Here is a 15109-nt window from a genome sequence, read left to right on the forward strand (position 1 = left end):
AGAAGTGAAACGCGTCATCGCCGATGGTAGTGTGGGGTTTCCCCATGTGAGAGTAGGTCATCGCCAGGCATTTATTTAGAGAAGCCCCTGATTCCATGAGTCAGGGGCTTTTTGCTTTTTTTTCGTAGACCTTCATCATTCTTTATTTTAAGACACTTATCGCGAACACAACATGAACTCCCAGTATCCACGCAAACCCTTTATAGCACGAGGTTCAAACGTTATTCGTTGTGATGACTGCAAGTTGCCAGTAGTTGCGTGCATGTGCTCTGATACACTTAAAAGCAATGCTGCCTGTGATTTTTGGTTACTGATGCATCATGATGAGTTTTACAAACCGACCAACACTGGGCGTTTGATTCAGCGAACCTTTCCATCAACGCAATGCTCTCGTTGGTCTCGTTTAGAACCCACTGAAGACCTGATCTCGGTTCTTGCCAATCCTAGGATATCCCCTTGTATCGTCTTTCCTGAAGCACCAGACTACTCAGACAGAATGATAAAGGATCTATCTAAGCTACCCAACCGACCTCTGTTTATTATTCCAGATGGAACTTGGAGGCAGGCAAGACGTATCTTCAGACACAGTCGCTACTTAGATGTTCTTCCTGTCATTGAGCCGACGATATTATTTGATAGTCGCTATAAATTGCGCTCTTCAGGTGAAGAACGGCATGTTTGCACTGCGGAAGTTGCGGCTGCTTTATTACTTCAGATAGGTGATATTGAGGCTGGAAATGCATTGTTGCAGAATTTTGAGACGTTTAATCAACGATATTATGAGTCCAAAGGGCGCAATCTGAATGCGGAGGAGGGCGCCAGCAAGCCGTAAGCGAGCTGGCGTTTTCTCTTAATGTGTTTCTGGTGCTGCTTCTTGCTGTGCTGCTTTCTGCTGTAATTGTTGTGCGTACAGCGCATCGAAGTTTACAGGTGCTAGCATCAATGGTGGGAAGCTAGCACGAGTCATCATGCTGTCAACGGCTTCTCTGGCATAAGGAAACAAAATGTTTGGACAGAAAGCGCCAAGTGTATGTCCTAACTCTGCCTCACCGAGTCCACTGATTAAGAAAATACCTGCTTGTTGTAATTCGACCAAAAGCGCTGTTTTCCCATCATTGGAAATGGTTACCGTCAGTGTTAATACGACTTCATAATGAGTTTCGTCAAGTGCATTGGTTTTGGTGTTCAAATCCAATTTGACATCTGGCTGCCAGGCTTTGGTGAAAACCTGTGGGCCTGCAGGTGTTTCAAGAGATACATCCTTAAGAAACACACGTTGGAGTGCAAATTGGGGTTTTGCTGCATTTTCTGACATTAGAAAAATCCTGCTCAGTAAGTGGTCGGTTTTATTTTAGAAGTGGATCGAGTTTATTATCTAGATCTAACTCATACAAGTCATCGCATCCACCTACATGAAAATCATCGATGAATATTTGTGGTACTGTTTGACGGCCACTGCGTGCAATCATTTCACGTTTGAGCTCAAGCGATGACCCGACATCAATTTCGGTAAATTCAACGTTTTTTTGTTTCAGTAGATACTTAGCCCTTACGCAAAAGGGGCAAGTTCGAGTTGTATAGATCGTTACAATTGCCATGGATTATTTCTTCACTATAGGTAAGTGTTGAGCTTTCCATTCGGTGATACCGCCACTCATCCTTGAAATATTTGTAAATCCGGCGCTTTTCAGTTTTTTACCTGCACTACCTGCCGCTTGGCCTAAATTACAGACAACAATTATTGGGACTTCTTTAGCAGAGTCGAGTTCAGAGATGCGTCGTTCCATGTCAGCAAAAGGGATGTTTTTAGAACCAGCAATGTGGCCTGCATCCCACTCTTTTTTCGGACGAATATCAACAACAATAGCAGATTCTTTATTGATCATCCGTGTCGCTTCAGCAGGAGTCACTGAGCGACCCGATTTATTCTTTTCAGTCCAAAGTAAGACAGCAAGTGTAATTAGCCAAGCTAGGACAAGAAAATAGTGGTTTGATATAAATTCAAAGAGTTGTTCCATCATGGGTTCCGTTCAGCGCATTTATAAATTCTTAAGTTAACAAGTATACAATGTAGGAGGCCCTCGGATAAGACTTATACCTGTTCAGCGTTAGCTATAATTGTATTTTGTCAGTAAAATGGCGGATATTATTAACCCTCCAATACAGATGACAGACAATGAGTGAAAGAAGAGCAACCAAAGCACTGATCATTCTCGATGGGTTCGGGATTGAGTCAACCCCTTCTTCGGCAATCGAAGCGGCGAATACACCTACTTGGGATATGCTGTTAGCATCTAACCCTAACTCTCGTATATCAACGTCAGGACTTGCCGTTGGGTTGCCCGAAGGGCAAATGGGCAACTCAGAAGTTGGTCATATGAATATTGGAGCAGGCCGTGTTGTCTATCAAAATTTTACTCGCATCTCTAAGGCGATTGCCGATGGAGAGTTTGAGCAGAATGAAGCATTGGTGAGTGCGATTGAATGTGCTCTTGCGAAGGGCTCTGCTGTACATATCACAGGGCTATTGTCGCCAGGAGGTGTTCACAGCCATGAAGAGCATATGTTTGCACTAATTGAAATGGCCGTGAAAAAAGGCGTGAAAAAAGTATTTTTACACGCAATTCTTGACGGTCGAGATATGCCTCCACGATCAGCAGAACCTTCGATTGCAGCCGCCGAAGCAACCTTTGCTCGTTTGGGAACGGGTGCTGTTGCAACTGTTGTTGGACGCTATTATGCGATGGATCGAGATAATCGTTGGGATCGTGTCCAACAAGCTTACGATGCGATGACGGCAGGTACTGCTCCTTATTTTGCGCAATCTCCGCAACAAGCTTTAGGCGAAGCCTATGCTCGTGATGAAAATGATGAATTTGTACAGGCGACAGTGATTACCGATATGGCGGGCCACCCAAAGGGCCTTATTCAAGACGGAGATGTAGTTATCTGTGCTAATTTCCGTCCAGATAGATCACGCGAGATCACGCGTGCTTTTGTCGAGAAGGACTTTGATGGATTTGTACGGACGTCGGCGCCAGCCCTAAGTGATTACGTTATGTTGACAGAATATGCAGCCAACATTGATGCAAGCTGTGCATTTCCTCCGACGGCTCTCTCGAATGATCTAGGTGAATTTTTATCTAAAAGAGGGAAAACTCAGCTGCGTATTTCTGAAACTGAGAAATATGCTCATGTCACCTTTTTCTTCAATGGTGGACAAGAAGCTGTTTATCCAGGTGAAGACCGGATTTTAATTCCTTCACCACAGGTGGCGACATACGATTTACAGCCTGAAATGAGCGCATTTGAGGTTACGGACCGTCTAGTGGAAGCGATTCTAGCTCGCAAATATGACCTGATCGTTTGTAACTTTGCCAATGGTGATATGGTTGGACACACAGGAAAGTTTGATGCAGCGGTGAAGGCCGTTGAGGCTATCGATGTTTGTATCAAACGTGTTATCGATGCAATGCGAGAAATCGGTGGTGAAACGCTGATTACCGCTGACCATGGCAATGTGGAAATGATGCAGGACCCTGAAAGCGGCCAAGCGCATACCTCTCATACTCTTTGGCCAGTTGCCTTAATTTATGACGGTCCTCGCGCTCATCAAGTCACGTTGAGTGATGGAGCTCTATGCGATTTAGCGCCTACTCTATTGAACTTAATGGATATTGAGCCGCCTGCAGAAATGACAGGGCACTCTTTAGTAACGTTCCACTGATTGATATTTGGCTTGTGAAAAACAAATTCTACCTATGGGCTTGCTTGGGGCTGCTGTTGTGCAGCCCTTTCTCAATGGCTCAAGACCAACAAGCTACCGCTGCACAGATTGAGCGTTTAAAGCGCGAAATACATCAGCTCCAGTCCAGTATTTCACAAACAGCCACTCGTCAAAGAAGTGAGCAGCAAGCGCTTGCAAATGCTGAACGAGAAATAGGTCGGGTTGTGGCTGAGATACGTAAAACAGATCAAGAGTTGGATGAACTTAATCATAATATGGCAGGGCTCCAGTCTCAGCGTCAAGGGTTAGAAAATCAGCTGACAGAGCGAAGGGAGCTAATCCAAACGCTTTTGCTAGAGCAGTATCGACAAGGCCGTCAGCCTAAAATCCAGTTGCTGCTACAGCAGCAGAATCCGGATCAGCTGGAAAGAATGCTAAAGTATTTTGATCGAGTGAATCAGCAGTTGAGTGAGCAGTTGCGAGTTTACCAAGAGCAACTTAATCGTTTAACGGACACTCGACAAAGTATAGGAGCAACCGAGGCGAGCATTCATGAACGTAGAGAGCGCTTACAGGCAGAGCAAGCTCGTCTTTCAGCGGCTAGAGCTGAACGAGAAAAACAAATTAAAGAGTTGGCTGAGCAGCAGCAGAGAGAGCAGCGAGAACTGGCTCAAAAACAGCAGGATCAAGAGCAGCTACAGCAAGTTCTTGCACAGATACAACGTTCACTTGAGTTGTCAAATTTAACACGAGACAATCAAACCTTTTCGTCTTTAAGAGGGAAGTTACCTTGGCCAATTCAAGGCAGTATTGCACGACGTTTTGGTGCTCAACACAGTGGTGTGGCATTTGAAGGTCTTTTAGTCCGAGCGTCGCAGGGAGCTGATGTTAAAGCTATTCATCATGGTCGAGTGGTGTTTTCCGATTGGCTAAGAGGTTATGGTTTAGTCTTGATTTTAGATCATGGTTCGGGCTATATGAGTTTATATGGTCATAATCAGACCCTGCTCAAAGAGCCAGGCGATTGGGTTAGCGCAGGCCAAGTCGTTGCTACTGCTGGGAACAGCGGAGGGCATGAAGAAGTCGGCCTGTATTTTGCTATACGTCACAACGGACGTCCCGTTGACCCTTCTGTTTGGTTAACTAAGCCTTAAATTTTAATGTTCCGATATTTGTTAGGATTGGATGATTATGAACCGTTACCCTAATATCAAGAAGCCGATTATTTCTCTCTTACTGTCCGCTTGTTTAGTGATGCCAGCTTTGGTTTTTGCGACACCTGTCGAGACAGAAGATGGGTTGCCAATTGATGAGATTCGACTGTTTGCAGAAGTGTTTGATCGAATCAAATCGGCTTATGTAGAGCCCGTGTCGGATCAGAAACTCCTAGAGGATGCAATACGTGGGATGTTGACGGGACTAGACCCGCATTCAGCTTACATGGACCCTAAAGCCTTTCAAAATATGCAGGTGCAAACCAGTGGACAGTTTGGTGGCTTAGGTATTGAAGTTGGCTTGCAAGATGGTTTTATTCGAGTAGTTGCACCTATAGACGATACTCCAGCGCAACGAGCAGGCATTCGAGCAGGCGATTTAATTACTAAAATCGACGATGAAGCGGTCCAAGGGATCAGTCTTAACGATGCGGTTGATAAGATGAGAGGGAAGGTTGGCACTGACGTTGTTTTGACATTGGTACGGGATGGTGTAGAAAAGCCTTTTGAAGTCCGACTGGTAAGGGAGAACATCAGTGTGACCAGTGTTCGGCATCGTTTGCTTGAAACACATTATGGCTATATACGGATCAGTCAGTTCCAGAGTAACACAGCAACTCAACTACGTAATTCAGTCAATGCCTTGCAAGACTTGAGCGAGCTGAAAGGGCTGGTGTTGGATTTACGCAACAACCCAGGTGGCGTCCTACAGGCTGCAATACAAGTCAGTGATGCTTTCTTATCGGATGGCTTGATTGTGTACACTGAGGGACGGTTGCCTAACTCTGAAATGCGCTTTAATGCGAGTGAAGCAACATTATTGCCTGATGTGCCTGTCGTGGTACTGATTAATTCGGGCTCAGCGTCAGCGTCGGAAATTGTTGCAGGTGCGCTGCAAGACCATGGTCGTGCGGTGATCATGGGGACGGATAGTTTTGGAAAAGGCTCTGTTCAAACCATTTTGCCCGTGGGCTCGGATCGTGCGGTTAAGTTGACTACCGCTCGCTATTTCACCCCCGAGGGGCGGTCAATTCAAGCTGAGGGTATTCGTCCGGATATTCAGGTCGAGGAGGCCCGAATCACGGCTATAGAAACCGCCCCGGTTTTGCGTGAGCGTGATTTAAGCGGTCATTTGGAGGGAAGTTCTACTAGCCATCGAGAGTCTTCTGTCACGAGAGATTCTGAAGAACGTGATTTTCAGTTATACGAAGCACTTAACTTATTAAAAGGTTTGAGTATTATGAAGGCGACTAGGGGTTGATGCGTGCGTAATTTGTCAAAATTTTTGACGTCATCCGTTTTTTGCGTTTGGTGCTCATGGGTAAGTTCAGCCCCTAATTCTGTTGAAATACCCCCTAGAATTGTGATTGTGATTGATGATATTGGCCAAAGCTTAGAGTATGGCCGGGCTGCGATTGAACTGCCTGGCCCTCTTACCTTCGCTTTTTTGCCATACACACCTCATGCAACGGCCTTATCTAAACTTGCAGAGGCAACCGGGAAGGATGTTATTCTACATGCGCCCATGGCGAATATTGCCGGTATCCCGATTGGTAAGGGGGGGCTATATCCACATCAGAGTGAGTCAGAGCTCAAAGGTGAGCTCAAAAAGAGCTTGGATTCATTGCCATTAGTATTGGGGCTGAATAACCATATGGGCAGTCTGCTCACCCAAAATGAGCAGTCAATGCGTTGGGTGATGGAGGTCGCAGCAGAACGAGACCTATTTTTTTTAGATAGCCGCACAACATCGAATAGTGTTGCGTTTAAGGTGGCACAGCGACAAGGTATTCCATCTCTGACACGCGATATTTTTCTGGATCATGAAATAACCTATGAATTTGTTGACCAACAGTTTTTGAAAGCGATAGAACTTGCGCAAGAAAAGGGTCATGCGATCATCATTGGACACCCATATCCGGTAACGATTGAATACTTAGCGACGGCACTACCGCGTTTGGATGAGCTAGGTATTCAATTGGTTGCTGCATCGGCCTTTTTACATCAACAAAGAGATATAGAGGCGCTGCAAGAGTGGTCATCGGATGTGTCTCTGCACACTGAGACAGAGGCTGTACAGGCTCTGTCCAGTACGCTGAGCAATTAACAGTTGAAGTTAAAGTGCCGCAGGGCTCGCTGCCTGGCGCTTGAATAGGCTTTCAGCAAGTTTAGGCCATTGTTCAGGCCAATGTTCCGTTGGCCTGCGTTTAAATTCACTGCGAACAAACTGCCGTATCCGACCTTCTGCAACGCTCATCAGAAGATTTGCGCAGGCTGTTGGTGGAATGAGTGTTCGAATGCCATCTGTGAGTTCAGCTTCTCGCATAAGCTGTTTGAGTTGAGTTTCCATACGTTCGAAGAGTTGATTCACCTGAATGCGCAAGCGTTCGGTTTCACCTGAAAGGGCATCTCCGCCTAAAATCCTGGCCATTCCTGGGTTTTTCTCAACAAAGGCAAGTAGAAGTGTCAGAATTTGCTCACACTGGCGCACACGTGTTGCACTCGATTGAGTGATGAGCCTGATTCTAGAAAAAAGTGTTTCTTCAATAAAGCCAATCAGGCCCTCAAACATTCGAGCTTTGCTTGGGAAGTGACGGTACAGAGCTGCTTCCGAGACGCCAACTTCCCGTGCTAAGGCCGCAGTGGTAATTCGCTGACCTGGGTTAACTTCTAACATTTGGGCAAGTGCCTGAAGTATTTGCTCTCGCCGTGAGTGTTTGTTCTGTTCTTTGTCAGCCATTTTCCTGCCTTAAGGCCTTATTTACCAAGAGTTAAAGTGTTTTGTTGGTAATTAGCGTACCAACGCCTTCATTGGTGAAAATTTCAAGCATGCAGGCATGTTCAACTCGCCCATCAATAATGTGTGCGGAGTTGACACCACATTTTACGGCACTGAGAGCACAGTCTATTTTCGGTAACATGCCACCATAAATAGTGCCATCTTCTATTAAGGCATCGACTTGTGCGGTGGATAGACCCGTAAGCACCTTGCCTTCTTTATCTAATAAGCCAGCAATGTTGGTTAATAGAATTAGCTTTTCTGCCCGCAAAACTTCCGCAACTTTGCCAGCAACTAAATCCGCATTGATATTGTATGCATGCCCATCTTCACCGACTCCTATGGGGGCAATCACTGGGATAAAGTCAGAGTTTACAAGCATGTCGAGTACTTTGACATTGACTTTTTCTACTTCACCTACATGACCAATATCGATGATTTCAGGTGCTTCCATGTCGGGCGTCTTATGTTTAACGACTAGCTTTCGCGCCCGCAATAGCTCACCGTCTTTACCTGTCAGACCGATTGCTTTTCCTCCCGCACTGTTAATCAAACCAACAATTTCTTTGTTTACCATTCCGCCGAGCACCATTTCGACAACGTCCATGGTTTTGGAATCGGTGACGCGCATGCCATTGATAAAGTGCGATTCAATCTTAAGTTGCTCGAGTAGGTTGCCAATTTGGGGACCACCGCCATGCACAACAATCGGATTGATGCCGATTAGTTTCATCATGACGATATCGCGCGCAAAGCTGGCTTTTAATTTCTCGTCCGTCATTGCGTTGCCACCGTATTTGATGACCAACGTCTTTCCGACAAAACGTTGAATGTAGGGCATTGCTTCACTCAAAATTTGAGAAGTGGCAATGGCTTGCTGGCGAGTTAAAGGCATAGTCTTAGTCCTTATACGAAAAAATTATTCTTGAGGAATCGTCAGGCATTTATCAATTTGATGCAATCGAATTTGGAAGTCATGGCGAATTTTTTTTAAGGCTTCGATGGACGAGGCCTCAAAGCGAAGGACAAGAGACGGTGTGGTGTTCGATGCTCTGACAAGTCCCCAGCCATCTTCAAAGTCTACACGTAATCCGTCAATACGAGAGACTTGACCTGTCTCAAAAGGCATCATCGCTAGCCGCTCGACAAGATCAAACTTCGACTCATCCGATACCGCAAGTGTGAGCTCTGGGGTGCTGATGTCTTCTGGAAAATGCATGAAACACTCCTCACAGGTGAGAGACTGTGCGGCCAGTAGCTCAATGAAACGAGCTGCGCTGTATAGGCCATCATCGAAACCATACCAGCGCTCTTTGAAGAAAAAATGGCCGCTCATTTCACCTGCAAGCAGTGCTCTTGTTTCTTTTAGTTTTCGTTTCATGAGCGAGTGCCCAGTTTTCCAAAGCGTTGCTGTTCCACCTTGTGCCTGAATGAGTGCAGGCAGTCGTCGTGAACATTTAACATCATAAAGAATTTCGGCTTTAGGATGACGCTTTAAAAGATCCGTTGCAAAAAAACGCATAATTCGATCTGGATATAGAATTTGGCCTGCATCCGAGATAATAAACATTCGGTCTGCATCACCATCAAAGGCAATGCCTAGATCTGCTTGATGTTGCTTAACCCAGCTGATCAGGTCAATTAGGTTTTTGGGCTTGCTTGGATCAGGGTGATGATTGGGAAAGTGACCGTCTACTTCACAATACAAGGGAATTACATGGCAGCCTAATTGCTCGAACAGCTCTGGTGCGATCATCCCGGCAATTCCATTGCCAGAATCAATGACGATTTTTAAAGGGCGTTGTAGCTTGATGTCACTGATAATCCTAGATAAATAGTCTGGGCAGACATTCGTTATTTGTCGTTTACCTTGGCCCTCAAAATAGGACTGCCTTTCGATCAATTGGTGCAGGTCTTGAATGTCATCTGCGCTTAAGCTGCTGCCATTCAACACCATTTTAAAGCCATTGTATTGGGCAGGGTTATGGCTGCCGGTGATCATTACGCCGCACTGGTCTTGCGAACGCTCGGTTGCAAAATAGAGAACCGGCGTTGGTACAAACCCTATATCCACTACGTCACAGCCAGACGCGAGGAGCCCTCGCATAAAGACTTCTTTTAAGTGTGGTCCGGATAAACGACCATCTGCAGCAACAATCACTTGCTGTTTATTTAGGTTTTTGACTTGCTGTGCAAAGGCGCGTCCTAAATGCCAGACAAGGTCGTCGGATAAGTCGTCAGGGACCACACCTCGAATATCATAGGCTCGAAAAATGTGCGAATTTAACTTGGGCTTGGGATAGTGTGGCTGTTCCATGCTTAGCCTTTAGTGACGACCGGAAGAGCCAAAGCCACCGTCCCCTCGATCTGAGTCCGAAAACTCACTCACCACCTCAAATTCTGCTTGAACCACAGGCACTAAGACCAGTTGGGCAATGCGCTCACCAGGTTCGACTACAAACCTTGTTTGGCCTCGGTTCCAGCAGGATACAAACAGTTGTCCTTGATAGTCTGAATCTATAAGACCAACCAGATTACCCAGCACGATACCGTGCTTGTGTCCTAGTCCTGATCTAGGCAAGATCATGGCACATAGGTTTGGGTCTTCAATATGGATGGCTAGGCCGGTCGGAATTAACTCGGTTTGTCCTGGCTCTAGTGTGAGCGCCTGATCCAAACAAGCTCTCAGATCTAAACCTGCGGAGCCAGCAGTGGCATAACTTGGTAAAGGAAACTCATTACCAATCCGAGAGTCGATCAATTTTACTTGAAGCTTTTTCATTGTTGTCATCATCGTGTTGTAGGTAAGTGTGGGGCAATATGTTCGATTAATTGACGTGCTAACTGGCGTTTTGATGTTTGAGGTAGGGATATTTCATCGGTTGATGTGATTAACGTGACTTGGTTCTCATCACTGTTAAAACCGATACCTGCAATCGACACATCGTTGGCAATAATCATATCCAACTGTTTACGAAGGCGCTTCTCGCGTGCGTAATTTAAGACGTCGTTGGTTTCAGCTGCAAACCCTATGGTAAAGGGCTTGTTGGGTAGGGCTGCAATGGTGGCAATGATGTCAGCGTTTTTGATGAGTCGAATCTCCATTGATTCTTCTTTACCCTTTTTGAGTTTGTTCGTTGATACGAACTCTGGGCGATAGTCTGCAACGGCGGCTGCTCCAATAAAAACATCACAGTTGTCAGCGGTATGTAAGGCGGCATCAAGCATATCTTGCGCGGATTCTACCATAATGCGTTTTACATGTGCTGGGGCATGTAAATTGACCGGACCACTAATTAATATGACTTCTGCACCGGCATCTGCCGCAGCTTCTGCTAAAGCGTACCCCATTTTCCCAGAACTGTGATTGGATATGAACCGAACAGGATCTATCGCTTCTCGGGTGGGCCCTGCTGTGATAACAATACGTTTACCATTTAGTAGATCATAATCAAATTGGTTGGCAATAGCCTGTAGTAGCGCTTCTGGCTCTAGCATACGTCCTATGCCCGTATCACCGCAGGCTTGTTCACCAGACGCTGGTCCAAAGAGCTGGATGCCTCTTGCTTGTAATGCTTGAACGTTTAGTTGAGTTTGCTGATCGCGCCACATTGCTTGATTCATAGCGGGCGCTAAACACAGGGGCGCATCGGAAGCTAGGCATAGGGTGGTGAGAAGATCATTTCCCATACCTGCTGCGACACGTGCCATAAAGTCCGCTGTTGCGGGGGCCACTAGAATAAGGTCAGCCCAACGCGCCAGCTCGATATGTCCCATGCCAGCTTCAGCTTCTGGGTCAAGAAGCTGTAGGTGAACTGGGTTACCCGATAAGGCCTGTAAGGTTAAAGGGGTAATGAACTCCGCAGCGGCAGGTGTCATGACAACCCTGACATCAGCCCCTGCTTTTTTAAGCATGCGAGTGAGCTCTGCGCTTTTGTAAGCTGCAATCCCCCCAGTTATTCCTAGTAGTATCTGTCGATTGGTCAGTCTTAGCATGGCTTAGAGATCCGATTTCCCATGTGTTCCAGAAGTTTGATAAGATAACATTTCACTTTGCATTTGCGTAGACTCGTTCAAGCGGGAAGCTTGATAAATCGGAACTAGGGAAGTTTATTATGTCTATACGTCACTGGCCTGTTGCCGAAAGACCAAGAGAAAAACTCTTATCTCAAGGTGTCACCAGCTTATCTGACGCTGAGTTATTGGCCATTTTTTTGCGCACGGGAATTGCGGGCAAGTCGGCAGTTGATCTTGCAAGAGAGTTGCTTCATCGCTTTGGTGGGCTGCGGCCTCTGATGGAAAGCAACGAGTCGGATTTCTGTCAGGCGCACGGCCTAGGCCAAGCTAAATATGTTCAGCTGCAAGCCATTATGGAAATGTCGAGACGGCACTTAGAGTCAACATTAATGAGAGACTCTGCGCTCGAAAGCCCGCATGTTGTCAGACGTTACCTCTCGGCGAAATTAAGGCACGAACCGCGCGAGATTTTTGCATGCTTGCTGCTCGATAACCGTCACAGGGTCATTCGCTATGAAGCTTTGTTTTTCGGGACCATCAATGCCGCATCCGTTTATCCAAGAGAAGTGGTAAAGCTCGCATTAGCGCATAATGCCGCCGCAGTTATCCTTAGCCATAACCATCCTTCGGGGATTGCCGAGCCTTCGCAGGCGGATCGTCAGATTACCGACCGACTTGTTGAAGCCTTAGCTGTTGTCGATATTCGCGTTCTAGATCATATGGTTATCGGTGATGGCGAAGTGGTTTCTTTTGCCGAGCGAGGGTGGATCTGAGTCTGTTGGTGAAAAAATCATCAATTAACTGGTAAATGAAGGATAAAGCGGTATAATATGCGCCCTTCTATCCCATAATGGTACGGTATTTTGTCCGGGTCAGTGGACGCTCCGCCTGAGAGAGTCATAGTGTCGCTCTCAATAAACATCGGATAGGGTCAATTAACTTATGTATCAGGATTAATACAATGTCTCGAGTTTGTATGGTTACGGGTAAAAGCCCGATGACCGGAAACAATGTATCACACTCTAACCGTAAAACGCGTCGTCGTTTTTTGCCTAACTTGCATTGGCACCGTTTTTGGGTTGAGAGCGAGAACCGCTTTGTACGTCTGCGTGTATCTTCTAAAGGTATGCGCATTATTGATAAAAAGGGTATCGATTCAGTTCTGACTGAATTGCGTACTCGTGGCGAAAAGGTTTAAGGAGCTAGACGATGGCAGCAAAAGGTGCTCGTGAGAAGATCCGCCTGGTTTCCTCAGCCGGAACAGGACACTTCTACACTACTGACAAGAACAAGCGCAACACACCAGACAAGTTCGAATTCAAAAAATACGATCCTGTCGTGCGTAAGCATGTAATGTATAAAGAAGCTAAAATTAAGTAATTCTTAATTTGCTTCGAAAAGCCCGGACTTGGTGACACTAAGTGCCGGGCTTTTTTTTGCCTGACCCGATGATAAGTTAAGGTCTGAGGCTCACTTCTGATACACTCTAGTTAGTTGCCTGTGCTAATCGGTATTGAGATTGCACAACGTATTCCTTGTATAGACTCATAACCTCGCTTAGCTAAGACAGTAATCATGCCTGAATTGCCCGAAGTAGAAACCACTCGACGTGGAATAGAGCCCCATATTCTTAGTCATCGTGTAGATAAGGTCATGATTCGCCAGCCGAAACTTCGCTGGCCTGTACCGGATGACCTTGCGACGTTGATCGAACATCAATTAATTGAGGGCGTCTATAGGCGAGGTAAGTATCTCCTGATTGATGTTGGCCGAGGTGTCATGCTGATTCATTTAGGTATGTCGGGTAGTTTACGGATTGTGGAGCAAGGCACTCCCGTGGCTAAACATGATCATGCAGATTTCTGTTTGAGCTCTGGACAATTGATGCGTTTTACAGATCCTAGACGTTTTGGAGCGATACTTTGGCAGGCAAAGGGCGAAATTCATCCCTTGCTCACTCGTTTGGGGCCAGAGCCCTTAACTGATGAATTTAATGCTCAGTATTTGTTTTTGAAGTGTCAGGGACGAACTCAAGCAATAAAAACTTTCTTAATGGATGCACAGGTTGTTGTAGGCGTTGGAAATATCTACGCGAATGAGGCACTGTTTGCCGCTAGAATTGACCCTCAAAAAGCAGCAGGTTTGCTCTCTTTACAAGATGTGGAGCGTTTAACCCAGGAAGTTAAGCGTATATTGACTTATGCTGTTGAGCGAGGAGGGACGACCCTGCGTGATTTTGTGGGTGGTGATGGTAAGCCTGGCTATTTTCAACAGGAGTTGTATGTTTATGGCCGCAAAGGATTGCCTTGTAAAGTATGTGAGAATATCTTGGTAGAAGTACGTATGGGACAGCGAAGCACGGTGTTTTGTAAGGTTTGCCAGTGCTAATAATGAAACTGAAGAGGTTTAAAACGTGAATATAGCATTTAACTGGCTGTCGATGACATCAGATACCGTTAATGACGACCCTGCTCAGCGGGCTAAACTTCGGAAAAAACTTGGTCTAGATCCCTATTTGGCACGTCGTGAAGTACTACGCTTTGTCAATGATGAAATACACGCAGAGCTTTATACGTATGATGAAGCGGCCCCAGTAATTTTGTTTCTACCAGGAATCGGCACCTATTCTGAACTCTATGCTGAGTGTTTATCCGATTTATCTGATACCGGATTTAATGTAATCGGCATTGATCTGCGTGGCCATGGTTATTCGAAAGGCGCACGTGGTGATTATCGTGTCGAGCAGGTTGTACAGGACTTGATTCAGATTGTTGATGCCTTATCTGAACGTTTTAAAGGTCCTATTGGAGTCTATGGATACTCAATAGGAGGGTTGCTTGCGGTTGCCTTGGCCGAACGAGATGCACGAATTAAGTCCATCTTGTGTGGAACTTTGTTGGTGACTGAAATTGCGCCGGACTTATTGCATCAGTTTGGCTGGGCATGGACATGGGGCACTTCTTTGTTTTTTCCTGCGGCGTGCTTGCCTTTAAAGTCCTTCATTGATTACGAACAGCTGTTATCCGGCCATCCAGCAGGTCGAGAAATCAACAATGATCCTAGAATTATTTTCGACTATCCCATAGGGACTTTGGCAAGCTTGTTTACTCATACCAGTGGTGTGGCTAAAAAAGTCTATCCATTCAAGTCTGCTATTATTCATGGTGAGCATGATGAAGTGTTGCCTTATGAATATTCCGAGCAAGTGGTGCGGACGCTGCGTCACCCATTTGAGCTCATCAAGGTGCCAGGAGAGGGGCATATGATTCCTTGGGATAATCCAAAGCATTTGTCACAGGTTGTATCCGATTGGTTCAAGCGTAGTTTTTGATTGAGTCAGCTGCGATTGCTAGCAGAAGTATTTATACAATA

The 15109-nt window shown here is 45.9% G+C and carries 18 protein-coding genes; 10 read left to right on the forward strand and 8 right to left on the reverse strand.

What is annotated here, in order from left to right; translation table 11 throughout:
- Positions 1–172: 172 nt before the first annotated feature.
- Entirely contained in the window at positions 173–832 is a 660-nt protein-coding gene (locus tag DN062_RS17595; protein WP_112160610.1) for a tRNA-uridine aminocarboxypropyltransferase, read from the forward strand.
- An 18-nt stretch (positions 833–850) separates the two neighbouring features.
- On the opposite strand, the gene secB is transcribed toward DN062_RS17595, so the two are convergent.
- From secB to DN062_RS17610, 3 genes are read right to left on the reverse strand one after another with little or no spacing between them, the layout of a single operon-like run.
- A complete protein-coding gene (gene secB / locus DN062_RS17600; protein WP_112160611.1) occupies positions 851–1315 on the reverse strand; it encodes a protein-export chaperone SecB in 465 nt (154 codons plus the stop codon).
- Between the two features lie 31 nt (positions 1316–1346).
- On the reverse strand, positions 1347–1598 hold the full coding sequence (grxC, locus tag DN062_RS17605; protein ID WP_112160612.1) for a glutaredoxin 3: 252 nt from the start codon (positions 1596–1598) through the stop codon (positions 1347–1349).
- A 3-nt stretch (positions 1599–1601) separates the two neighbouring features.
- On the reverse strand, positions 1602–2018 hold the full coding sequence (locus DN062_RS17610; protein ID WP_112160613.1) for a rhodanese-like domain-containing protein: 417 nt from the start codon (positions 2016–2018) through the stop codon (positions 1602–1604).
- 158 nt (positions 2019–2176) lie between these two features.
- On the opposite strand from DN062_RS17610, the gene gpmI reads away from it, so the two are divergent.
- From gpmI to DN062_RS17630, 4 genes are read left to right on the forward strand one after another with little or no spacing between them, the layout of a single operon-like run.
- Positions 2177–3727, forward strand: coding sequence for a 2,3-bisphosphoglycerate-independent phosphoglycerate mutase (gene gpmI / locus DN062_RS17615; RefSeq protein ID WP_112160614.1), 1551 nt, complete (start codon positions 2177–2179; stop codon positions 3725–3727).
- A gap of 14 nt (positions 3728–3741) precedes the next feature.
- Positions 3742–4881, forward strand: a complete 1140-nt coding sequence (locus DN062_RS17620; RefSeq protein ID WP_133256781.1) for a murein hydrolase activator EnvC family protein — start codon at positions 3742–3744, stop codon at positions 4879–4881.
- Between the two features lie 37 nt (positions 4882–4918).
- Positions 4919–6202, forward strand: a complete 1284-nt coding sequence (locus tag DN062_RS17625) for a S41 family peptidase (protein ID WP_205126771.1) — start codon at positions 4919–4921, stop codon at positions 6200–6202.
- 3 nt (positions 6203–6205) lie between these two features.
- Complete coding sequence (locus DN062_RS17630) at positions 6206–7048, forward strand: divergent polysaccharide deacetylase family protein (RefSeq protein WP_112160617.1); 843 nt, start codon at positions 6206–6208, stop codon at positions 7046–7048.
- 9 nt (positions 7049–7057) lie between these two features.
- On the opposite strand, the gene slmA is transcribed toward DN062_RS17630, so the two are convergent.
- Genes slmA through coaBC form a run of 5 tightly spaced genes read right to left on the reverse strand, consistent with a single transcriptional unit; the run spans position 7058 to position 11716 of the window.
- Complete coding sequence (slmA, locus tag DN062_RS17635) at positions 7058–7681, reverse strand: nucleoid occlusion factor SlmA (protein ID WP_112160618.1); 624 nt, start codon at positions 7679–7681, stop codon at positions 7058–7060.
- A 31-nt stretch (positions 7682–7712) separates the two neighbouring features.
- A complete protein-coding gene (argB, locus tag DN062_RS17640) occupies positions 7713–8615 on the reverse strand; it encodes an acetylglutamate kinase (protein WP_112160619.1) in 903 nt (300 codons plus the stop codon).
- A 24-nt stretch (positions 8616–8639) separates the two neighbouring features.
- Entirely contained in the window at positions 8640–10037 is a 1398-nt protein-coding gene (locus DN062_RS17645) for a phosphomannomutase/phosphoglucomutase (protein ID WP_112160620.1), read from the reverse strand.
- 9 nt (positions 10038–10046) lie between these two features.
- Positions 10047–10502 carry a dUTP diphosphatase gene (dut, locus tag DN062_RS17650; protein WP_112160621.1) on the reverse strand — a complete coding sequence of 152 codons (456 nt, stop codon included), beginning with the start codon at positions 10500–10502 and terminating at the stop codon, positions 10047–10049.
- A gap of 8 nt (positions 10503–10510) precedes the next feature.
- Positions 10511–11716: a bifunctional phosphopantothenoylcysteine decarboxylase/phosphopantothenate--cysteine ligase CoaBC gene (coaBC, locus tag DN062_RS17655; protein WP_112160622.1), complete on the reverse strand. Its 1206-nt coding sequence runs from the start codon at positions 11714–11716 to the stop codon at positions 10511–10513.
- A 119-nt stretch (positions 11717–11835) separates the two neighbouring features.
- Here coaBC and radC point away from each other — a divergent pair, with 119 nt between their 5' ends.
- The 5 genes from radC (at position 11836) to DN062_RS17680 (ending at position 15068) form a co-directional block, all read left to right on the forward strand.
- Positions 11836–12510, forward strand: coding sequence for a RadC family protein (gene radC / locus DN062_RS17660; protein WP_112160623.1), 675 nt, complete (start codon positions 11836–11838; stop codon positions 12508–12510).
- A 188-nt stretch (positions 12511–12698) separates the two neighbouring features.
- Positions 12699–12935, forward strand: coding sequence for a 50S ribosomal protein L28 (gene rpmB, locus DN062_RS17665; RefSeq protein ID WP_112160624.1), 237 nt, complete (start codon positions 12699–12701; stop codon positions 12933–12935).
- 11 nt (positions 12936–12946) lie between these two features.
- Positions 12947–13117 carry a 50S ribosomal protein L33 gene (gene rpmG / locus DN062_RS17670; protein WP_112160625.1) on the forward strand — a complete coding sequence of 57 codons (171 nt, stop codon included), beginning with the start codon at positions 12947–12949 and terminating at the stop codon, positions 13115–13117.
- A gap of 195 nt (positions 13118–13312) precedes the next feature.
- On the forward strand, positions 13313–14125 hold the full coding sequence (gene mutM / locus DN062_RS17675; RefSeq protein ID WP_112160626.1) for a bifunctional DNA-formamidopyrimidine glycosylase/DNA-(apurinic or apyrimidinic site) lyase: 813 nt from the start codon (positions 13313–13315) through the stop codon (positions 14123–14125).
- 25 nt (positions 14126–14150) lie between these two features.
- On the forward strand, positions 14151–15068 hold the full coding sequence (locus tag DN062_RS17680) for an alpha/beta fold hydrolase (protein WP_239995839.1): 918 nt from the start codon (positions 14151–14153) through the stop codon (positions 15066–15068).
- Positions 15069–15109 lie beyond the last annotated feature (41 nt).

The organism is Nitrincola tibetensis (genome assembly GCF_003284585.1).
Classification (GTDB): domain Bacteria; phylum Pseudomonadota; class Gammaproteobacteria; order Pseudomonadales; family Balneatricaceae; genus Nitrincola; species Nitrincola tibetensis.